General features: G+C 54.1%; 20 protein-coding genes. 9 read left to right on the forward strand and 11 right to left on the reverse strand.

What is annotated here, in order from left to right; all coding sequences use genetic code 11:
• The first annotated feature begins 4 nt into the window (after nt 1–4).
• A complete protein-coding gene (dinG, locus tag JBO43_RS17260) occupies nt 5–2,182 on the forward strand; it encodes an ATP-dependent DNA helicase DinG (RefSeq protein WP_202674774.1) in 2,178 nt (725 codons plus the stop codon).
• Nucleotides 2,183–2,260: 78 nt separating this feature from the next.
• Nucleotides 2,261–3,226, forward strand: coding sequence for a DNA-binding protein YbiB (gene ybiB, locus JBO43_RS17265; RefSeq protein WP_202674775.1), 966 nt, complete (start codon nt 2,261–2,263; stop codon nt 3,224–3,226).
• Nucleotides 3,227–3,340: 114 nt separating this feature from the next.
• Here the strand turns inward: ybiB and ybiJ are convergent, their stop codons facing one another.
• The 3 genes from ybiJ to mcbA form a co-directional block, all read right to left on the reverse strand.
• The gene (gene ybiJ, locus JBO43_RS17270; RefSeq protein WP_095281335.1) at nt 3,341–3,601 is read right to left on the reverse strand and encodes a DUF1471 family protein YbiJ; all 261 of its coding nucleotides are present in this window, start codon (nt 3,599–3,601) and stop codon (nt 3,341–3,343) included.
• 285 nt (nt 3,602–3,886) lie between these two features.
• Nucleotides 3,887–4,153 carry a DksA/TraR family C4-type zinc finger protein gene (locus JBO43_RS17275; RefSeq protein ID WP_095281336.1) on the reverse strand — a complete coding sequence of 89 codons (267 nt, stop codon included), beginning with the start codon at nt 4,151–4,153 and terminating at the stop codon, nt 3,887–3,889.
• Between the two features lie 119 nt (nt 4,154–4,272).
• On the reverse strand, nt 4,273–4,539 hold the full coding sequence (gene mcbA, locus JBO43_RS17280; protein WP_095281337.1) for a DUF1471 family periplasmic protein McbA: 267 nt from the start codon (nt 4,537–4,539) through the stop codon (nt 4,273–4,275).
• Between the two features lie 247 nt (nt 4,540–4,786).
• Between mcbA and rlmF the strand changes: the two genes are divergently transcribed.
• Nucleotides 4,787–5,704: a 23S rRNA (adenine(1618)-N(6))-methyltransferase RlmF gene (rlmF, locus tag JBO43_RS17285; protein ID WP_167381228.1), complete on the forward strand. Its 918-nt coding sequence runs from the start codon at nt 4,787–4,789 to the stop codon at nt 5,702–5,704.
• A 33-nt stretch (nt 5,705–5,737) separates the two neighbouring features.
• On the opposite strand, the gene ybiO is transcribed toward rlmF, so the two are convergent.
• The 6 genes from ybiO to rhtA all read right to left on the reverse strand — a co-directional run bounded on the left by ybiO (nt 5,738) and on the right by rhtA (nt 12,347).
• A complete protein-coding gene (ybiO, locus tag JBO43_RS17290; protein WP_202674776.1) occupies nt 5,738–7,948 on the reverse strand; it encodes a mechanosensitive channel protein in 2,211 nt (736 codons plus the stop codon).
• Nucleotides 7,949–8,085: 137 nt separating this feature from the next.
• On the reverse strand, nt 8,086–8,808 hold the full coding sequence (glnQ, locus tag JBO43_RS17295; protein WP_103946933.1) for a glutamine ABC transporter ATP-binding protein GlnQ: 723 nt from the start codon (nt 8,806–8,808) through the stop codon (nt 8,086–8,088).
• A complete protein-coding gene (gene glnP, locus JBO43_RS17300; protein ID WP_095281341.1) occupies nt 8,805–9,464 on the reverse strand; it encodes a glutamine ABC transporter permease GlnP in 660 nt (219 codons plus the stop codon). The genes glnQ and glnP overlap by 4 nt, the downstream gene beginning before the upstream one ends.
• Nucleotides 9,465–9,543: 79 nt before the next feature.
• Complete coding sequence (gene glnH / locus JBO43_RS17305) at nt 9,544–10,290, reverse strand: glutamine ABC transporter substrate-binding protein GlnH (RefSeq protein ID WP_095281342.1); 747 nt, start codon at nt 10,288–10,290, stop codon at nt 9,544–9,546.
• A 362-nt stretch (nt 10,291–10,652) separates the two neighbouring features.
• A complete protein-coding gene (dps, locus tag JBO43_RS17310; protein ID WP_095281343.1) occupies nt 10,653–11,156 on the reverse strand; it encodes a DNA starvation/stationary phase protection protein Dps in 504 nt (167 codons plus the stop codon).
• 303 nt (nt 11,157–11,459) lie between these two features.
• Nucleotides 11,460–12,347 carry a threonine/homoserine exporter RhtA gene (rhtA, locus tag JBO43_RS17315; RefSeq protein WP_095281344.1) on the reverse strand — a complete coding sequence of 296 codons (888 nt, stop codon included), beginning with the start codon at nt 12,345–12,347 and terminating at the stop codon, nt 11,460–11,462.
• Nucleotides 12,348–12,701: 354 nt separating this feature from the next.
• Between rhtA and ompX the strand changes: the two genes are divergently transcribed.
• Nucleotides 12,702–13,220, forward strand: coding sequence for an outer membrane protein OmpX (gene ompX / locus JBO43_RS17320; protein WP_095281345.1), 519 nt, complete (start codon nt 12,702–12,704; stop codon nt 13,218–13,220).
• Between the two features lie 66 nt (nt 13,221–13,286).
• Here ompX and JBO43_RS17325 read toward each other — a convergent pair whose 3' ends face one another.
• Nucleotides 13,287–14,864, reverse strand: a complete 1,578-nt coding sequence (locus JBO43_RS17325) for a phosphoethanolamine transferase (protein WP_095281346.1) — start codon at nt 14,862–14,864, stop codon at nt 13,287–13,289.
• 280 nt (nt 14,865–15,144) lie between these two features.
• Entirely contained in the window at nt 15,145–15,273 is a 129-nt protein-coding gene (mntS, locus tag JBO43_RS17330) for a manganase accumulation protein MntS (protein ID WP_095281347.1), read from the reverse strand.
• A gap of 183 nt (nt 15,274–15,456) precedes the next feature.
• Here mntS and mntR point away from each other — a divergent pair, with 183 nt between their 5' ends.
• From mntR to JBO43_RS17355, 5 genes are all read left to right on the forward strand, one after another.
• Nucleotides 15,457–15,930 carry a manganese-binding transcriptional regulator MntR gene (mntR, locus tag JBO43_RS17335; RefSeq protein ID WP_095281348.1) on the forward strand — a complete coding sequence of 158 codons (474 nt, stop codon included), beginning with the start codon at nt 15,457–15,459 and terminating at the stop codon, nt 15,928–15,930.
• Nucleotides 15,927–17,036, forward strand: coding sequence for an anion transporter (locus tag JBO43_RS17340; RefSeq protein WP_202674777.1), 1,110 nt, complete (start codon nt 15,927–15,929; stop codon nt 17,034–17,036). The genes mntR and JBO43_RS17340 overlap by 4 nt, the downstream gene beginning before the upstream one ends.
• Nucleotides 17,037–17,138: 102 nt before the next feature.
• Nucleotides 17,139–18,224: an HlyD family secretion protein gene (locus JBO43_RS17345; RefSeq protein WP_095281350.1), complete on the forward strand. Its 1,086-nt coding sequence runs from the start codon at nt 17,139–17,141 to the stop codon at nt 18,222–18,224.
• The gene (locus JBO43_RS17350; RefSeq protein ID WP_095281351.1) at nt 18,221–19,792 is read left to right on the forward strand and encodes a DHA2 family efflux MFS transporter permease subunit; all 1,572 of its coding nucleotides are present in this window, start codon (nt 18,221–18,223) and stop codon (nt 19,790–19,792) included. Before JBO43_RS17345 ends, JBO43_RS17350 begins: the two co-directional genes overlap by 4 nt.
• The gene (locus JBO43_RS17355) at nt 19,792–21,315 is read left to right on the forward strand and encodes an efflux transporter outer membrane subunit (RefSeq protein WP_095281352.1); all 1,524 of its coding nucleotides are present in this window, start codon (nt 19,792–19,794) and stop codon (nt 21,313–21,315) included. Before JBO43_RS17350 ends, JBO43_RS17355 begins: the two co-directional genes overlap by 1 nt.
• Nucleotides 21,316–21,346 lie beyond the last annotated feature (31 nt).

The following is a 21,346-nucleotide window of genomic DNA, read 5'->3' on the forward strand; positions in this document are numbered from 1 at the left end:
CCCGATGGCTTTAACCGCTGCGCTCAAAGCGCAAATTGCCGCCTGGTATAAGGCGTTGCAACAGCAGATCCCCGACTTTATTCCCCGAGCCCCGCAGCGGCAGATGATTGCCGATGTGGCGAAGACGCTCGCCGGGGACGACGGACGGCATCTGGCGATTGAAGCCCCGACCGGCGTCGGGAAAACCCTCTCCTATTTAATTCCTGGCATCGCTATCGCGCGTGAAGAGCAAAAAACGCTGGTGGTCAGCACCGCCAACGTCGCGTTGCAGGATCAGATCTACAGCAAAGACCTGCCGCTGCTGCGCAAAATTATCCCTGAGCTGCGCTTCACCGCCGCGTTTGGGCGTGGGCGTTACGTTTGCCCGCGCAATCTGGCCGGTCTGGCCAGTACCGAAGCGACTCAACAGGATTTGCTGGCGTTCCTCGATGATGATTTAACGCCGAACAACAAAGCCGAGCAGGAGCTGTGCGCAAAGCTTAAAGTCGATCTCGATGGCTATAAATGGGATGGCCTGCGCGATCACACGGATAAAGCCATCAGCGACGACCTGTGGCGACGTCTGAGCACCGACAAAGCCAGCTGCCTGAACCGCAATTGCCACTACTACCGCGAATGCCCATTCTTCGTGGCGCGCCGCGAGATTCAGGAAGCGGAAGTGGTGGTGGCCAACCACGCGCTGGTGATGGCGGCTCTTGAGAGCGAATCGGTGCTGCCGGACCCAAAAAACCTGCTGCTGGTCCTCGATGAAGGACATCATTTACCGGACGTGGCGCGCGATGCGCTGGAGATGAGCGCGGAGATCACCGCCCCGTGGTTCCGTCTGCAGCTCGATCTGTTCTGTAAGTTGATCGCCACCTGTCTGGAACAGTTCCGCCCCAAAACCACGCCGCCGCTGGCGGTGCCTGAACGGCTGAGCGATCACTGTGAAGAAATTTACGCGTTGATTGCCTCGCTCAACACTATTCTCGATCTCTATCTGCCCGCGACTCAGGAAGCCGAACATCGTTTTGCGATGGGTGAACTGCCGGAAGAGATCATGGAGATCTGCAAGCAACTGGCGAAGCATCTGGAAAAGCTGCGTGGGCTGGCAGAGATGTTTCTCAACGATCTCAGCGAAAAAACCGGTACTCATGACGTGGTGCGTGTGCATCGCGTGCTTTTGCAGATGAACCGCGCTTTGAGCATGTTTGAAAGCCAAAGCAAACTGTGGCGACTGGCGTCGCTAGCGCAAGCCTCCGGCGCGCCTGTCACCAAATGGGCCACGCGGGACGCCAAAGATGGGCAGATTCATCTCTACTTTCACTGCGTAGGCATTCGCGTTAGCGATCAGCTGGAGAAGCTTATCTGGCGCAGCGTGCCGCACGTGGTCGTCACCTCCGCGACGCTACGTTCCCTGAACAGCTTCTCGCGTTTGCAGGAAATGAGCGGCTTAAAAGAAAAAGCGGGCGATCGGTTTGTGTCGCTGGATTCTCCGTTTAACCACTGCGAGCAGGGCAAACTGGTGATCCCGAAGATGCAGCACGAGCCGCTGATGGAGCACGAAGAGCAGCACATTTCCGAAATGGCGGCCTTTTTCCGCGAGCAGGTCGAGAGCAAAAAATATCCTGGGATGCTGGTGTTGTTCGCCAGCAATCGCGCGATGCAGCTCTTTTTAACTTACGTTACAGACCTGCGCTTATTGCTGCTGGTACAGGGCGATCAGCCGCGTTACAGGCTGGTGGAAACCCACCGCAAACGCATCGATGGCGGCGAGCGCAGCGTGCTGGTCGGCTTGCAATCTTTTGCTGAAGGTCTGGATCTGAAAGGCGACTATTTAACGCAGGTGCATATCCATAAAATTGCGTTTCCGCCGATCGACAGCCCGGTAGTGATTACCGAAGGCGAGTGGCTAAAAAGCCTCAACCGCTATCCGTTTGAAGTGCAAAGCCTGCCCGCGGCGTCATTCAACCTGATTCAGCAGGTAGGACGACTGATTCGTAGCCACGGATGCTGGGGCGAAATCGTTATTTATGACCGGCGGCTGCTGACCAAAAACTACGGCCAGCGCCTGCTCAATGCGTTACCGATATTCCCGATCGAGCAACCCGAGGTGCCGGAAGTGACAAAACGGCCTGCGAAAGTCGTGGCAGGGCTTAAAAAAACGCCCGGAGCGAGACGGCGCAGTCCCGGCAGAAAATAGCCGGGCAGGCGTTCAACACTATCAGTCATGGCTTCTTCAGGGCTATAGTGTGTCTATGATGTTGCCAGGAGAAATGTCGTGGATTATCGCAAAATTATCAAAGAGGTAGGACGCGGGAAAAATCATGCCCGCGATCTGGATCAGGAAACGGCCCGTGCGCTGTACACCCACATGCTGAATGGCGAGGTGCCGGAGCTGGAATTGGGCGGCATATTAATTGCGCTGCGGATTAAAGGCGAAGGCGAAGCGGAAATGCGCGGGTTTTACGAGGCGATGCAGGCGCAGACGTTCCGTTTGACACCCCCCGTCGCAAAGCCGATGCCGATTGTTATCCCCACCTATAACGGCGCACGCAAACAGGCAAACCTCACGCCGCTGTTGGCTCTGCTGCTGAACAAACTGGGCTTTCCGGTTGTTGTTCACGGTGTAAGCGCCGATCCCACACGCATGCTGACAGAAACCATTTTTGAATTAATGGGTATCGCTCCGACGCTCCATGCGGGCCAGGCACAGGCCAAACTCGAAGGTCATCAGCCGGTCTATATTCCGGTGAGCGCGCTTTGTCCTCCACTGGAAAAACAGCTGGATATGCGCTGGCGGATGGGCGTGCGTAACAGTGCCCATACGCTGGCTAAACTGGCGACACCGTTTGAAGAAGATGCCGCACTGCGTCTGTCGAGCGTTTCGCACCCAGAGTATGTTACCCGTGTGGCGAGTTTCTTTGCGGATATTGGCGGTAAAGGGCTGTTGATGCACGGAACTGAAGGCGAAGCGTATGCCAATCCACAGCGCTGCCCGCAGTTGACGCTGATCGATAAACAGGGCACGCGCGTTGTGTTAGAACGCGGTGAGGACCTGGACGCTGAGGTCGTACTCCCGACGGCGAAAGATGCTGAAACCACGGCCCGCTGGACCGAACGCTGTCTGGCTGGTGTCGAGCCGGTACCGCATTCATTGAAGTTACAGATGGCCTGTTGTCTGTTGGCAACAGGGGAAGTGGATTCTGTAGCAGCAGGGCTTGCGCGCGTGGCGCAGAGTTTTTAGACAAAAAAAAGCCCGTCCAGAAGGACGGGCAAACAAAGGGTAACAACAACAGGGTCAATGAGGGTTGGAGCAACTCGCCAGAGGGTGTAGCGAGCGTAGAGCATAATCCGTGGGTTATTTGTAGATAACCGCAGTACCGCTGAGTTTGTTGTTGGTGTTAGCAGAAGTGATGGTGTATCCGCTTGCACCCGCAGCAGAGGCTTTCTCAGCCAGTTTTGCTTCCAGACCGTCCAGCGTGGTCGCGCCTTCAGCACTCACCACACCGATTTTATTCATGTTCTGCGCCTGAGCAGAAGTCACAGATTCCGCAGCGAATGCGCCAAATGACATGGCAGACAGGGCAACAGCGGCAACAGCATATTTGATGGTTTTCATAGTTAATCTCTCGCAGGTTATTCTGTTAAGGGGACGATGTTCCGTCGATGTGATAAGTATCACGTTTTTTCGCGAAAGATAAAATCGAAGAGAATTGACAGCGTTGCTCAAAAAAATTGAATGACAAATAACTTATTGAATATTAATAAATTCGGAGCACGGTTTTACAGTTCTTGTCGTTGCGCTTTACAGAGGGAGTGAAGAGGGCACTTTTTGCCACGCGATGTTCAAAAAAGCGTGAGCGTAAAGGAAATCGCTTGCGGCTTCGGTTTAGGTAAAGAAGAGTCAACGTAGCTGGCTGTCTTTCGATCCTCTACGATTATATCCTGAGTGTGAAGTGTTTTTTGAATCTTTATTCTGCTGACAGGTGATGCATAGGCGCACGCCTGGCATGGCTTTGCGTCGCGCCTCGGGAATCGCCTCACCACACTCTTCGCACTCAAGCAAACTTTCACCCTGGGGTAAATCGCCGCGAACGCGAGCAACAGCATCTTCAATTGTACTGTTGATCTGCTCATTTACTGCATCGTCATTGGCCCAACCGGATGCCATACCTGCCTCCAGAGAAGTTGAATCTACGTATTATCAATATGGGGTTAAAAAATAGTCAGTCAAGGCGAGGGTGTTAAGAACTGCATCTGTTTGGCAGATGCAGATCGTGGGCGGGGACGTTATTTGTAGATGGTTGCAGTGCCGAACATGCGGTTGTCGCCGCTGGCGGAATCAACGACAAAACCTTTTGCACCTTCTTTACGAGCCTTCTCTCCGAGCTTCTGTTGAAGATCGTCAAGATTATCAGCGCCTGTGACGGAGACAGTTCCCGCAGGGCGAAGCTGGCTGGTATCGCTATTGGTCGTCAGTGACTGCACGGACCAGGCGGGAAGTGAGGTGACGGCAAGTGCACCAGCAACCACGATGAGTGTCAGGATTTTTTTCATAATCACATCCTCTGAGTCTGAATGACAATGGGTGATTCAGGTTAAGTTTAGAAGGTTAAAGAGTGTGATTTAGCGCAAAAATTTGATGGTGATCTGCTTATTTTTTGAACGATATAAATTGACAAATTATTGACAGATCATAGACATACAGGTTGCTGATTTTTAGCGATTTGTTGTGGCGGCAAGAGAGTTATTTACCGTTGGCCCCTCAGAGGGTATCTTACGCCGCTGTGAAAAGGAGAATGCCATGACTGCCCAAAAGCCGGGTTTACACCCGCGAAACCGCCATCGTAGCCGCTACGACATGAATGCCCTGTGTCAAAGCTGCCCCCAACTGCAGGAATTTATCGTGCAGACCCCTGCGGGTGAACCCTCAGTTAATTTTGCCGATCCGCTGGCGGTAAAGGCGCTGAATAAGGCGCTTTTGGCCCATTTTTATGGCGTTGCGCAGTGGGACATTCCGGAAGGTTTTCTCTGTCCGCCGGTGCCTGGACGCGCGGATTACATCCATCATCTCGCCGATTTGTTGGCGGAAGACCGTGATGGAGCGATCCCAAATCAGGCCTCGGTGCTGGATATCGGTACCGGAGCAAATCTGATTTATCCCCTGATTGGCGCGCACGAATATGGCTGGCGCTTTACCGGTAGCGAAACAGGTCCGGAAGCTTTTGCCAGCGCACAGGCAATCATTAACGGTAACGAAGGTTTAACCCGCGCTATCCGTTTACGCCGTCAGAAAGACGCATCGATGATTTTCAACGGCATCATTCATAAGAATGAAAACTTTGATGCCACGATGTGCAATCCACCGTTCCATGATTCTGCAGCCACTGCCCGCGCCGGTAGCGAGCGTAAACGCCGTAACCTTGGTCAGGCAGAAGACGGCGCGCTGAACTTTGGTGGCCAGCAGCACGAGCTGTGGTGTGAAGGTGGCGAAGTGGCCTTTATCGAGAAAATGATCGCCGAGAGCCAGCAGTTTGGTCGTCAGGTGAAATGGTTTACAACGCTGGTCTCTCGCGGCGATAACCTGCCGCCGCTGTATCGTGCATTGACGAATGTCGGCGCAGTGAAAGTAGTGAAAAAAGAGATGGCTCAGGGTCAGAAACAGAGCCGCTTTATCGCATGGTCTTTTATGGATGATGCTAAACGCCGCCGTCCGTTCTGATACCTTTGCCCGGCGGCGCAGCGCTTGCCGGGCTTACAATGTAGGGTCCTGCGGTGCAGGCAGTGATGATCCCGGCGGGGACAGCACCTGGTAAGTTTGCACCGGCGGTCGCACGTCAGCAATATCGAAATGTTTTTTCACCATGCTGTCGAGGGCGAAACGTACGGTCCATTGCTTGAGCGGTTGGGTGGTGAACGACACGCGCAGGGTAAAGGCGGTGTTGGTCAGCCCGACAATCCCGGCAAACGATGGCTCGCCAATCACCAGCCCACGAATTTCTTCCATCTCCATCAGCTCTTCAACCGCCGCTCTCAGCGCCTGCTTCGCTTTATCCGCATCTTCATGGCGGTCTACATCGTAATTCGCCACCACTGAACCAATCCCACGCACGAAGTTAGCGAAGGTGGTGATCGATGACCACGGAATAATGTGGTACGCGCCTGTGTCCTGGCGTACGCCGACCGACCGGATCGACATGCGCTCGACCGTCCCGGTTAACGGCCCAATCGTCACCAGATCGCCCGTGTTCATACCATTCTCGAACTGAATAAAGATCCCGGTAATAATATCTTTCACCAGAGTCTGCGAGCCGAAAGAGATCGCCAGACCTAGCGCACCTGCACCGGCCAGAAGCGGGGCGATATTTACTCCGATTTCAGACAACACGATCATGATGGTAATGGTACTGATAATCACCGCCAGCGCATTGCGAAACAGGGTTAATAGCGTGCGGGCACGGGCACTTGGGAGAGGGCGGCCATGAATATCGGAGACCAGGCGGTTCTCAATCAGGCTGGCCAGTAACGTCCAGCCAATCGCCGAGAAGAACAGAATCAGCGCGATTCGAATCAAAATGTCCACCGTCTTCTCGCCCGCACCGTTGTGCATCCAGTTCCAGAAATCGAACAGACTCCAGGCGCTGAGCAGGAGCATGATGGCGATGCATACGGTTAAAATCCTTGCCACTTTAAGCGAGGCCGAAATCCAGCCGTTGACCCGTTTTTGTAGCTCGGGATAATTTCGCTGGACCTGCGGGGAAAGGGTAATAGTTTTCGAAATCCAGCGCGAAAGCAGCCCCGAGACAAACGCTGCGATCCCAATGATCGCCAGACTGTGCAGGGTCGCGCCCATCATAAACTTCAGGCTATTTCCGGGATCGAACAGTGAGAAGAAGCACAGCACAATAAAATAGGCGCTGGCCAGCCAGTGCCATACTAGCGCGAAGGCACGGATGAACAGGCTAAAGAACGACAACGAACGGTCCGCCAGATGCAGCAGACCGTCGGTAATAGCCTTTTTATTGCGGAAAATCAGATACAACGCCCAGACGGTTATGCAAAGCATAATCAGCACGTTGGCAAGCGCGCCCATCTGCACATTCACCTGATTGGAAATTATGGGCACCGCGACCAGCAGGCCATAACCAATCAAACCGCTCAGGATGCTGAGGCGCAGCGCCCAGTATTTGGCGCTGTCGTCATTGATCGAGAACGGGCGCAAATCCGCGACGCGCGGGCAAAATATCAGGCGTAAGAGCGCTTTGAAAAATTCGATCAGGGCAAACGCATTGAGGAACAAACTCTGCTGGAACGCGATTGTTTTGTTGCCGCCGTTGAGGTTGTCACTCAGCATCTGACCGACAAATAGCGTCAGTGCCAGTAAGAGTAAATCAATCACAAAGGCACCGGTAATCATCAGCGGCAGATGAAACCAGCTGCTTTTTTCGCGGTTTTTCTTCCGTCCCCATTTCCCCATTTTTTGATACACCGGCCACGCACACAGCCGAGTTAGCCAATAAAAGGCAAAGATTGCGACTGCCAACATCATGAAATGGCTGGCTGCATTGCCGAACGTTTGCGGGTTAAAGGGTTTGTGCGGGGAGCCAATCAGGTTGCGATAGAGCTGAGCAAAGCGGGAGGACAACGCTTCGCCGTAGTGGCGGCTGACGTCGGTTACATTCTCCAGGACGGTTTTATCGCTCACCACCTCTGGCGGTGTGATAACAGGAACCGGCTCCTGAGGCGGTGTTTTTGCCACAGTACGGAGTTGGTCGATCAGTTCTTTGCGCGAGGTGTCATTCTCCAGCACATCAGCCAACGCGCCATAGGCCGCTTTCTTTTGCTCGACGTCAGGTTCTGGGGTAGTTGGCTGAGAGGAAGACGCATTCGTCGTGACGCCCGGAATAGTGACCGCCTGCGCGGGAGCGCCAAACAGGCAAAGCAAAAGGAGCAGGATCCACGGCACGGCTTCCTCCGGTGAAGAAAATGTTCAGCAAAATGATAAGTATAGATGGCAGGCGGGGGAGGGAAGTTTTTGGGAACAATCCGGCATAAAAAAGCCGGGCGACTGAACAGCCCGGCTGGTGTGAAGTGAAGAGATTATCAGGAAACGTGTTGCAAGAATTCCTGCAAGCGCTGGCTCGGTGGGTTGGCGATAAGCTCCTGCGGATTGCCGTCTTCAGCAATACGCCCTTTGTCGATGAAGATCAGTCGGGAGGCCACTTTCTCGGCAAAGCCGATTTCGTGGGTCACGATGACCATCGTCATCCCTTCTTCCGCCAGGTCCTGCATAACCTTTAATACTTCGTGGCGCAGTTCGGGATCGAGCGCGGAGGTAGGCTCATCGAATAGCATCATTTTCGGTTTCACTGCCAGCGCACGGGCAATAGCCACACGCTGCTGCTGGCCGCCGGACAGCTCAGACGGGTAGTGGTGAGAGCGCTCGGCAAGACCAACTTTCGCCAATAACTCTTTTGCCAGTTTCTCCGCCGACGCTTTGTTGGCTCCGCGCACGCGAAGAGGGCCGAACATCACGTTTTCCAGCGCCGTCAGGTGCGGGAAGAGATAAAACTGCTGGAACACCATGCCTGCTTCCTGGCGAATCAGACGCTCGTCCACTTTCGGGTCGTTGACCTTCAGGCCGTCGACGATCAGATCGCCGCTGGTGATCTCTTCGAGCTTGTTGATGCAGCGCAGCAGGGTTGATTTACCGGAGCCTGACGGGCCGATAATTACCACAACTTCGCCCTGCTTAATGTCCAGATCGATATTGTGCAGCACTTGGGTTGGACCAAAGTGCTTGGAGACGTTTTTAAATTCAATCACAGGATTTTCATCCTTCTTTCAAGGCGACGCAGAACAAAGCTCAGCAGCAGCGTGATAATCAGATAAACCACCGCCACGGCACTCCAGATTTCCAGTGCGCGGAAGTTACCGGCAATGATTTCCTGGCCCTGACGGGTCAATTCGGCCACGCCGATAACGATAAACAGCGAAGTATCTTTGATACTGATGATCCACTGGTTACCGAGCGGTGGCAGCATACGGCGCAGCGCCAGCGGCAGGATCACGTGGCGGATGGTTTCGCGACGAGACAGGCCCAGAGCCAGACCGGCTTCGCTAAAGCCTTTATGAATCGACAATACCGCGCCACGCGTGATTTCCGCGATGTAGGCGCCGGAGTTGATCATAATGGTCACCACAGCGGCACTGAACGGGTCAATACGCAGATCGGTGAAAGCCATTGGCAGGGCGAAGTAGATGAACATGACCTGCACGACGATAGGCGTCCCGCGGATCACTTCGATGAAAACCAGTGCGATGTGGTTTGCAATCCAGCCGCCGTAGGTGCGAGCGAAACCAGCCACGAGGCCGATAAACAACCCGCCAACCAGACCGAGGACCGAAATCCACAGGGTCATTTTGGCGCCTTCAAGCAAGAGAGGAATGGCAGGCCAGATGGCGCTCCAGTCAAACTGCATGATAATTTCCTGTTACCGTGGTTCTAAAAGAGCAGGGGCGAAAGGTCGCCCCTGAGCGTACTTCTTATTTTAAGAATAATTATTTTGGTTCAGTACCGAACCATTTTTTATAGATTTCGTTGTAAGTGCCGTTTTCACGCAGTGTTTTCAACGCGCCGTTCACTTTAGTACGCAGATCGTCGCTGCCTTTCGGGAAGGCAATACCGTACTGCTGTGCTTCTAAAGAGTCACCCACGGCTTTGAATTTGCCGTTCCCTGCGGTTTTGATGAAGTACAGGATGTTAGGTGTATCGTGCAGGACTGCATCAGCGCGGTTGGTGCCCAATTCCATATACGCGTTGTCGATGTTAGGGAACTGGCGCAGGTCTTTGGTTTTGATGTTCGCTTTTGCGTAATCAACAGAACCGGTGCCGCTCTTCACTGCAACCACTTTACCGTCGAGGTCTTTCACGCTTTTTACGTCGTTGTTATCCGCCTTCACCATCACCAGCAGGCCGCTTTTGTAGTAGCCGTCAGAGAAGTCGATCGCTTTTTTACGCGCGTCAGTGATTGTGATACCCGCCAGGGCCACGTCAACGTTTTTGGTTTGCAGTGCCGGGACAATGCCGCTGAAGTCCATAGGCTTCAGGGTGTAATCCAGTTTAAGTTCCTTCGCGATAGCCGCCCACAGATCCACGTCAAAACCTACGTACTGGTCGCCCTGTTTGAATTCAAACGGAACGAAAGCGGTGTCGGTGGCGACGATCAATTTTTTATCTGCAGCGTGAGAGGACATGGCAAAAGCCAGGGTAAGTGCAGCCAGTGAAACTTTTAATACAGACTTCATAGCATTTCCTTTTATATCCACGGGGCGATCCCCTGCGAGAACAAACGGCTACATGAAAAAATCGTGCCAACTTTACAACTCATTGTTTTGCAAAGAGGATGATGTCATGCATTGCATAAGAAACGGTGCAGACAGCGATAATTGCACCATAAAGGAGCGCAACTTTGGTGCAGCCTGACCCGCTCAGCCGATGGGTGGCTATTAAGCGCAAATAACGGCGATAAAACAATCTTTCGTTAACGATTTTGTGAGGTGATTATTACAACTAATTTACTTTTGCAGAAAGACCACGCAAAACTGTGCACCATAAACGTGCAAAACCCCCGCCGGGAGGCGAGGGTTTGATTGGTAATTCGTATGGGTTATTCGATGTTAGATTCGATAAACCACAGGAATTGGTCCAGGTCGCGGGAGGCCGCTGTTAAGATATCTGCGGTGTCTTCGTCTTTGGTTTCGCCGATTGCCTTACGCACGTCGTTGGCGACAACCGCATAACGATCCGCCAGTTCTTTCAGGTGATCCTGTACGGTGTGAATGTCCAGTGGGTAGCTTTTCAGCGGAGTTTTACTGTTAATCACCTGCGTGGTACCCAGTGCAACGCCGCCCAGCTGCACGGCACGTTCTGCCATGGTGTCCAGGTGTGTCACTAACGCAGTTCGGAATCCATCCAGCATTTCATGAACGGCAATAAAGTTTGCGCCGCGCATATTCCAGTGGGCCTGTTTAGTGATCAATGACAGGTCAATGAACTGGATCACCTGGCGATTCAGCAGCTCAATCGTTGCTTTCTTATCGCTGTCCGAGACATCGTTACGGGTATAAAGCAGATTAGACGCCTTCGTTTTAACCAGTTTAGCGGTACTCATAATCTCATATCCTCTTGATGTTTTATGTTCCAGGTAATTACCGGAAATAAGTATAGCACCGCTTTTTTAGTCTGCAGGGTTGGCTGTGCCTATCGGTTTAATAGCGAGAAAGATGTGAGTTAAACAACTTACTGTTATTGCTGTAAATTATTTTATTCGTTGCGGATGAGTCTTAATTACTTCAACTCGTTATGAGCGTCGGGTGATATTTCAGATTGATGACAAAGTATGTAATGAATTAACAAAAAGAAGAAGTTGGCCTCTATTCTGCATGGCCGAATAGACCATGCAGAATAAAGAGCATTAATTGACGTCGATTTTTTTGATTTTAGTTTCAGGCCGCATTGTGAGGGTCGATCCCATCGACGCGGCAATAATTGAACACAGCGCCAGCGTCTGGGTGAATGTCAGGCTTTCGCCAAGGAAAACCATCCCCGACATCGCCGCAAGCGCGGGTTCCATACTCATCAGGGTGCCAAAAATGCGGGTCGGCAGACGCGTCAGGGCGATCATTTCCAGCGAGTAGGGCAGTGCGGTCGACAGGACGGCCACCGCCAGACCGATCGGTAAAATGGACCACTGCCAGATCGATTCTGTCGCCTGCACCATACCGATAGGTACAAAGATAATCGCCGCGATGAGTGACCCGAGCGCGACGGTGGCCGGCCCATGCTCTTCACCTGCTCGTTGTCCGGTCAGGATATACACCGCCCAGCAGGCTCCCGCGCCCAGCGCCAGCGCCGCGCCGGTTAAGTCGACGTGAGAGATATTCTGTCCAAGCGGCAGCAGGAACCATAATCCCAATACCGCCAGCGCGACCCAGACAAAGTCTACCGGGCGACGGGAAGAAAAGAGCGCTACGGCCAGCGGACCGGTAAATTCAAGCGCCACCGCAATCCCCAGCGGAACGGTCTGAATCGACAGGTAGAAGAGATAGTTCATTCCCCCCAAAGAGAGGCCGTAGAACAGCAGCGGCAGACGTTGCTCTTTTTTAAATCTCAGCCGCCACGGCTTAAAAATGACGACCAGAATCAGGGTGCCCAGTGCGATACGCAGCGCGGTGACGCCCGGCGCACCGACCAGCGGGAAAAGGGATTTTGCCAGTGATGCGCCACTCTGGATGGACAGCATAGCGATGAGTATTACAACGATGGGCAACCAGACTGGCGCCTTGCGAGACAACCCCGGCATCCTTTCTCCTGTCAATTTTTGTCAAAGGGAGTAAAAGGCGCAGTGTAATTGAAATAAGGGGTGACGGTTTAGGCTTTGTTGAAAATAAAAACCAGAAAATCCGTAGAATACGTAAACATTGATGGATTAATCAGCTAACAGATTAGGATTAATCTGGATGAATGTAGCGCGGTTGACGCGCAGAATCAGCGTATTAATGTGAAAATTTAGTGTTTTTTGAATGAGATAGCTGCTCTTTGAAATTTTTTGTTACATCAAAGGCTCGGTTAGACATCATGAATCACAAAGAGTTTCACAAGATTTTTTGATATATTTAAAACTTACGGATTTACTTGAAGCACATTTGAGGTGGTTATGAAAAAAATTGCATGTCTTTCAGCACTGGCCGCTGTTCTGGCTGTTTCCGCAGGTACCGCTGTAGCTGCTACTTCCACTGTTACTGGTGGTTACGCTCAGAGCGATATGCAGGGCGTAGTAAACAAAGCTAACGGTTTCAACCTGAAGTACCGCTACGAGCAGGACAACAACCCGCTGGGCGTGATCGGTTCTTTCACTTACACCGAGAAAGATCGTTCTGAAGATGGCGCTTACAACAAAGCTCAGTACTACGGTGTGACCGCTGGTCCTGCTTACCGCCTGAACGACTGGGCAAGCATCTACGGTGTTGTAGGTGTTGGCTACGGTAAATTCCAGCAGACTGAAAACCAGAGTCTGAACCGCACTGCATCTACCAGCGACTACGGTTTCTCCTACGGCGCAGGTATGCAGTTCAACCCAATCGAAAACGTTGCTCTGGACTTCTCCTATGAGCAGAGCCGTATCCGCAACGTTGACGTTGGCACCTGGATCGCAGGCGTGGGTTACCGCTTCTAATCACTCCGGTGAGCCAATAAAAAATCCGCCCACTGTGGCGGATTTTTTTTATTCTGCATCAGGCAGTTATTTTGTGGTGAAAATGTCCGTTCCCAGATGGGTATATTCCACCTTCTGTAACTTGAAGTTGGTAATGTAAACCGGCGGTGCTTTCTTGTTAGAAATGAACGGGTAACTGTTCGCAATCTCTTTCGCTGAAATCCCCGTCCACTGCGAAAAGAAGCTCAGGAAATCGTTCGCCGAACGACGCGCCTTAATGATGCGATGGGTTTTGTCATCGCTGGACAGCACCATAAACGGCACCTGGAAGTTTTGCTGGAACTTATCATCATGCGCCAGGTACTGAACCTCTTTCCCGCGTTCTTTGAACGCCAGCCCGTGATCTGAGAAATAAACCATCGAGAAACTGTCACCGGTGTTTTGCAACTGGGTATACAGTTTTTTCAGCAAGTCGTCGGTTTGCGTCATGGTATAGAGATAGCAAGATGTCTCTTTCGACTGCACGAACTCCGCGTATTTCCCCTGAGTACGATCGCAGGCCTGTGGATGTGAGCCCATCAGGTGCAAAACAATCAGCTGCGGTTGAGTGCGTTGGCTGGCAAATACCTGCGACGTCATCTTGAGCAAGGCTTCGTCTTTGGTATTTTTATCCGCTTCAAAATCCCCATTTTTCAGGAATTGTGCTTCATCCGCACGCTTGGCAATACTGGCAATGGCGGTGTCGTACTCACCAATTTGTCCCTGATTGGAGAACCACCAGGTCTGAAAACCAGCGCGGTTCGCCAGAGTGACGAAGTTATCCTGATACTGCGGTTTACCATCCATCACGCGGCTTAACGTCAGACCGAGCGATTTTTGCGTTGAACCGCTTGCCGCCACGTAATCTGTAAACAGCGTACCGTTGACTGAACTGGCGAACGGCGTGTTGTTCCAGTGGCCGCCAAATGCGCCCAGCGCATCGCGGCGCGCGCTCTCGCCAATCACGACTACGTAGGTGTGATATTTCGGTTTTACCGCGAGCACGTTCCAGGTGTCTTTCATATTCGAAAGCTCAGCCATGCGCGTCTGCTCATCAAGCACTTCTTTATTGTTGACCACGACATCTTTGACGAAGCGGAAAACCGGATAGCCGGTGTCTTTCAGCTTGAATACGCCACCCCACGCCAGGTTTTGCACCGGCGCAACAAAGAAGGCGACGACGCTGAAAATCAGGCACAGATTTTCAGTCACGCTCCACGGCTTTTTCTCTTGTGGCGCACGACGCACGGCAATGACGCCGAGCGCAAAAATAAACAGGCCAATGATGTAGCTGTACCACGGGAAGATGGTCAGAATTTCCGTCGACTCTTCCATATTGGTGGAGTGCAGCGCCAGCAAGGTGTTGAAGTTAGGCGCGCCGTAAGCCTGACCAAACGGGTAATACATCGCAGCAACCACAGAGCAGATCCCCACCACCACTTTTTGCGCGCGCGGTGAACTACGCCACATTAAATGCAGCAGGCAGGTGAATGCCACGGCGTACAGCAGGCTAAAAGGATAGCCCAGCGCAAAGTTAATCAGCAGTGATTGTAGAAAGTAGAATCCGGTCCACGGGCTTAAGGCCCGGCTGCGGGTAATAAATGTGTCTTTCAGGGTTAAATTCATAGGTCACTATCATGAAAACGCCATGTGCTCACCCTGGCGTCGAGGGTCAAAGCCTGCCTGACAGTGCGTGGAGAGGGAATAAGGGTCCGCTTCAGCGAGCCGCAATTGGTGCAGGGCTGCAAGAAGATAGAGCCAGTCGGCAATTAGGTCAACAGTTGCTAAGAAGATGTTTTGCGAGAGGGATTACAAATCCGTAAAAAAGATCGGGAATTGGGGGCCTGAAGGCCAGTGTACAGGGAAATGATGACGGAAAAATGAAAGCGGCGTACCGCGACGCCGCTTAGTGGGTTGGTTTGTCGTTCTGCTGTGGTTTGCCGTTAAAAATGTCGCACAGCATGTTCAACAGCATTAACCGTACTTTAAAGGGAGAGTGGCTAAACACTTTTATACACCTCTTGAATTCGTTCATGTGACCTCCTGATTTCGGATCCCTTCGATCCGTGAAGGGTGACTGCATTACATACAGATATAGCACAGGCTATATTGTATAGCTATGGCTAATTCGTTAATTTTTTGTGCTTGTAGAGGGATGGTTTACACTGTGCGCTCTCGTTACAGGACGCCAGGGGCGTCAACCCACTGAGGAAGTGCAATGAACCGTCGCGCAGGTAAGCCAACTACAAAAAAAAAGACGCAACTGGTGAATGTTGAAGAGCATGTTGAAGGGTTTCGTCAGGTGCGTGAGGCGCACCGTCGCGAGCTGATTGATGACTACGTTGAGCTGATTTCCGATCTGTTTCGCGAGGTCGGGGAAGCGCGTCAGGTAGATATGGCCGCACGTCTGGGGGTTTCACAGCCCACTGTCGCCAAAATGTTAAAACGCCTGGCCTCGGTCGGACTGATTGAAATGATCCCGTGGCGCGGCGTGTTCCTGACGCCAGAAGGTGAAAAACTGGCGCAGGAGAGCCGCGAACGTCATCAGATAGTCGAAAACTTTTTGCTGGTATTGGGCGTGAGCGAAGATATCGCCCGCCGCGATTCGGAAGGCATTGAACACCACGTTAGCGAAGAGACGCTGGAGAAATTCCGCGAATTCACCCTCAAGTTCGGATCGCCAGCTGAATGAACATTCCGGGGCTGCGGGCGCTCGCCCGCGATCGCTTTTTCCACCTTCTGTTATTGATCGGCGCTGGACTAAGTTTCTTCGTTCCCTTCGCGCCAAAAGCCTGGCCGGCAGCCATCGACTGGCACACCATCATTACCCTGAGCGGGTTAATGATGCTCACCAAAGGGGTGGAACAGAGCGGTTATTTCGACGTTATCGGGCGCAAAATGGTGCGCCGCTTTGCCACTGAGCGAAAACTGTCGCTGTTTATGATGCTGGCCGCTGCGCTGCTTTCAACCTTTCTGACCAACGACGTGGCGCTGTTTATCGTCGTGCCGCTGACGTTGACGTTACGCAAGCTGTGCGAAATTCCGGTTAACCGGCTGATTATCTTTGAGGCGCTGGCGGTTAACGCCGGATCGCTGTTGACGCCGATCGGCAATCCGCAAAATATTCTCCTCTGGGGACGGTCAGGTCTGTCATTTGCGGCGTTCACCTGGCAGATGGCACCTCTGGCCCTGGTCATGATGCTCTCCCTGCTGGTGGTCTGTTGGTTCGCATTTCCGAATAAAGCGCTCAACTACCACAGCGGCACGCAGGCTACTGGGTGGAATCCGCGTCTGGTCTGGGGCTGCCTGGTCTTGTATCTCGTTTTCCTGACGGCGCTCGAACTGAAGCTGGCGCTGTGGGGCGCGTTGCTGGTTGCAGGTGGCTTTTTATTGCTGGCACGCCGGGTGCTGATCAGCGTCGACTGGACGCTGCTACTGGTGTTTATGGCGATGTTTATCGATGTACATCTGTTGATTCAACTGCCTGTGCTACAGAGTTCTCTGCACAGCGTCAGCGGATTGTCACCGCTCGGCCTGTGGCTGACAGCCATCGGCCTGTCGCAATTTATCAGCAATGTCCCATCGACCATTCTGCTGATCAACTACGTCCCGCCGACGGCGCTGCTAGCCTGGGCTGTGAACGTAGGCGGATTCGGCTTACTGCCGGGATCGCTCGCTAATCTAATCGCCCTGCGCATGGCAAACAACCGCCGGATCTGGTGGCGATTCCATCTCTGGTCCCTGCCAATGCTGGTCTGGGCGGCTGCGGTCGGTTTCGGATTATTCCTTCTCATATAGTGCGCTAATTGTCAGCTTTTCCTGGCAAATGTATAGCAACGTCCTAACTTTAGTGAACGGCATAAATGTGATGCCGTTCACTGACAGGAACGTTGTTGGCATATGGCAGACACAAACGAAACCTCAGAACAAAACGAAAAACCAGAGCGCAAAGGTCCTGGGAAAAAACCGCTCATTATCCTTGGGATCGTCGTGGTCGTGATGGTCGTCGCGGCGCTGGTGTGGTGGTTTCTCACCCGTAATGAAGAGACTACCGATGACGCCTTCACCGATGCGGACGTGGTGACCATTGCCCCGAAAGCGGCGGGCTATGTCACAGATTTGCGCGTGCGCGACAACCAGCGGGTGAAGAAGGGCGATCTGCTGGTGGTTATCGATCCGCGTGATACCACCGCTCAACGCGACCAGGCGCAGGCGCAGTTGGGCCTGGCCGTGGCGCAGCTTCATCAGGCGCAGGCGCAGCTGGCGCTGTCGAAAGTGCAATATCCTGCTCAGCGCGACGAAGCGAAAGCTCAGGTCCTGAAAGCGCAGGCAGATATGGCGAATGCGCAGGCCGAGTATCGCCGCCAGCGCGGTGTCGACCCGCGCGCGACCACCCAACAAAGCATTGATTCCGCGAATGCCCAACTGCGTAGCGCGCAGGCTGGCCTTGCCAGTGCGCAGGCTCAGTTGGAAGTTGCTGAGCAGGTTCAACTCCAGATCCGCCAGCAGGAGACCAACGTCGAAGCGCGTGAACGTCAAGTCGATCAGGCAAAAGCCCAGCTCGAAACCGCCAACCTGAATCTCTCGTACACCGAAGTGCGCGCACCGTTCGATGGGTTTGTCACTAAGCGTAACGTTCAGACGGGCACCCTGGTGCAGGCCGGCACGGCGCTCTTTTCACTGGTCTCGCCGGACATCTGGGTGGTGGCTAACTTCAAAGAGTCGCAGCTTGAACGCATGCGCCCCGGTAACAAAGTGGCGATCACCGTCGATGCCTGGCCGGACATGGAACTCGAAGGTCACATCGACAGTATCCAGCAGGGGAGCGGCGCGCGCTTCTCAGCTTTCCCGGCAGAAAACGCCACCGGCAACTTTGTCAAAATCGTGCAACGCGTTCCGGTCAAAATCGTCATCGACAAAGGACTGGACCCGAACATGCCTCTGCCACTGGGCCTCTCCGTTGAGCCGAAGGTCACCCTGGAATGACGGATCACAGCCACGAAAACTGGCGGCCCGCCAGTAATCCGTGGGCGGTGGCGATTGTTGTCACCCTCGCGGTGTTTATGGAGATCCTCGACACCACTATTGTCAACGTGGCGCTCCCGCACGTGGCCGGTTCGCTCTCAGCCAGCTACGATGAATCGACCTGGGTGCTCACCAGCTATCTGGTCGCCAACGGGATCGTGCTGCCCATCTCGGCGTTTCTCAGCCGGGTGTTTGGCCGCAAGCAATTCTTCCTGATCTGCATTGTGATGTTCACTATCTGCTCCTTCCTGTGCGGGATAGCCACGGAGCTGTGGCAAATCATTCTGTTTCGCATCATGCAGGGCTTTTTTGGCGGCGGCCTGCAGCCGACGCAGCAGTCGGTACTGCTCGACTACTTCAAACCCGAAGATCGCGGCAAAGCCTTTGGTCTGTCGTCGATTGCGATCATCGTCGCACCGGTGCTGGGGCCAACGCTCGGTGGCTGGATCACCGATAACTACTCCTGGCGCTGGGTCTTTTTTATCAATATACCGGTCGGGATCATGACGGTGCTGGCGATTTACCAGTTACTGGAAGATCCGCCGTGGGAGCGTAAATCCGAAGACAAACTGTCTATCGACTGGACGGGGATTGGCCTGATCGCCCTCGGGCTCGGCTGTCTGCAGGTGATGCTCGATCGCGGCGAAGACGATGACTGGTTCTACTCGAACTTTATCCGTACCTTCGCGGTACTGACGCTTATTGGCATCATCGGCGCGATTTACTGGCTCCTTTACGCCAAAAAACCGGTGGTGGATCTGCGCTGCATGAAAGACAAAAACTTTGCCGTAGCTTGTTTGCTGATGGGCGGCATGGCGATGATTTTGTACGGCAGTTCGGTGGTGATCCCGCAGCTGGCGCAGCAGGATTTGGGTTACACCGCCACCTGGTCCGGGATGGTGCTCTCGCCCGGCGCGGTGCTGATTGTCCTGACCATCCCGCTGGTGCTGAAACTGATGCCCATCGTGCAAACGCGCTGGATCATCGCCTTTGGTTTCGCCTGTCTGGCGGTGTCGTTCTTCTGGTCGCGAACCCTGACGCCGGATATTGATTTCGAAACACTGGTGCTCTTTCGTAGCGCCCAGTCTTTCGGGCTGGGGTTCCTGTTTGTTCCGCTCACCACCATCGCTTTTATTTCGATACCAAGGCAGCTCAACGGCGACGCCGCCGCGCTGTTTACCATGTTCCGTAACGTCGCGGGATCGATCGGGATTTCGCTCTCGACCGCCGCCATCACCGAGCGCGCCCAGACGCATAGCGCGCATCTGGCCTATCACGCCTCGCCCTTTAACGAGCAATTCCAGCTGGCGCTGCGGGAGTCGGCGCAGGCAATCCAGAACTTCACGACTCAGGTCGGCAATCCGCTGGATATTGCCACCGGGCGCATGTACCAGACCATGATTGAACAGTCGCGTTTTCTGGCCTACGTGGACGTTTTCACGATCCTGAGCGCGGTTGCGTTACTGCTTATCCCGTTTTGTTTGTTGCTCTCGCCGGTGAAAAGCGAAGGCAGTGCAGGAGCACATTGATGATCTACACACGTTTGTCCCCCCTGTTTTTAGTGTTGCTGTTAGCCGGATGCGCCGTGGGGCCGGACTACCAGCCGCCCGCGCCGACTACGCCCGCGAAGTGGAACGATCCGGGCGATACGGGAGTGAAATCGAAAGCCGAGAGCACGGCGGTGAATCCGCGCTGGTGGAAAACCTTTGGCTCCGCGCAGCTCGACAGCCTGATTGAACGGGCGATTGCTGGAAACCTCTCGTTGCAACAAACGGTTCTGCGCATCGCCGGAGCCCGCGAGCAGATTAACCAAGCGGGCGGGGCGTTTTATCCTTCCGTGAACGGCAACTTACAGGCTACCCGCCAGCAGTTGGGTCTGGAAGGAGAGCTGAAATCGCACGGAGTTTACGATCAGATAGATAACGTCGACCCCGATTTGAAAGGCGCGCTGGGTCCGCTCACCCAGCCGGTGAACCTCTATCAGGGCAGCTTTGACGCTCAGTGGGAGCTCGACCTGTGGGGCAAAGTGCGACGTCAGGTGGAAGGCGCAGAGGCGCAGCAGCGGGCGGCCATTGAGCAGCGAAACGACGCGCTGGTGTCCCTGGAAGCGGAAGTGGCGCGCGCCTGGCTGCAACTGCGCGGCGCGCAAAGCGTGATGGCGACGCTCAATACGCAAATTGAGAGCGCGCAGCAAACCCTCGATCTCACTGAGAGCCGCCAGCGCGGCGGGCTGTCGCCGCAGATGGACGTGGAAAACGCCCGCGCGCAGCTGGGTAATCTGGAAGCTCAGCTCCCGCAATATCAGGCCCAGGAGCGTCAGGCGATGAACGGGCTGGCTATTTTGCTTGGCAAACCGCCGGGTGCGCTCGACAGCGAGCTGCGTTCTGTTCAACCGCTCCCGGCGTTGCCGGAGATTGTGCCGACGGGCATTCCGTCTACGCTCGCCCGTCGTCGCCCGGACGTGCGCGAGGCGGAGGCTAATCTTCACGCGGCGACGGCGCAAATCGGCGTTTCCGTCGCCGAGCTGTTCCCGAGCGTGTCGCTCTCCGGGCAGTTTGGCCTGCGCAACAGCGAAACCAACTGGCTCACGGACTGGAGTAGCCATTTTTACAGCGTCGGACCGCAGGTTTCGATTCCGATTTTCCAGGGCGGACGGCTGGTCTCCAGCGTCAAAGTGGCGCGTGCGCAGCAGGGCGCTGCGGTGCTGGACTATCGTCAGACGGTACTCACCGCGCTGGGGGATGTGGAAAACGCGCTGGTCAGCTATCGCACGGATCAGCAGCGTGAGGCCGGTTTAGGCAAAACCATCGATGCGCTGCAAAATGCCTTTGATTTGGCGAGCGACAGCTATCGCCAGGGTATCGCCAGCTTTATCGATGTGCTGGATGCCCAGCGCCAGCTGGCTCAGGCGCAGCAGCAGCGCGCGCAGGCCCAGGTGCAAAGTGCACTCGATCTGGTGGCGCTCTACAAGGCGCTCGGCGGGGGCTGGGAGCCGTATCAGCAGGTGAATTTGCCGGATTATTCGGTGTTTGGCGACGCCCCGCGCGGATAACGTTCAGAGGATTGGGCAAGAAACAGACAGG

It is taken from the genome of Lelliottia jeotgali (assembly GCF_016771845.1).
Taxonomy (GTDB): domain Bacteria; phylum Pseudomonadota; class Gammaproteobacteria; order Enterobacterales; family Enterobacteriaceae; genus Enterobacter; species Enterobacter jeotgali.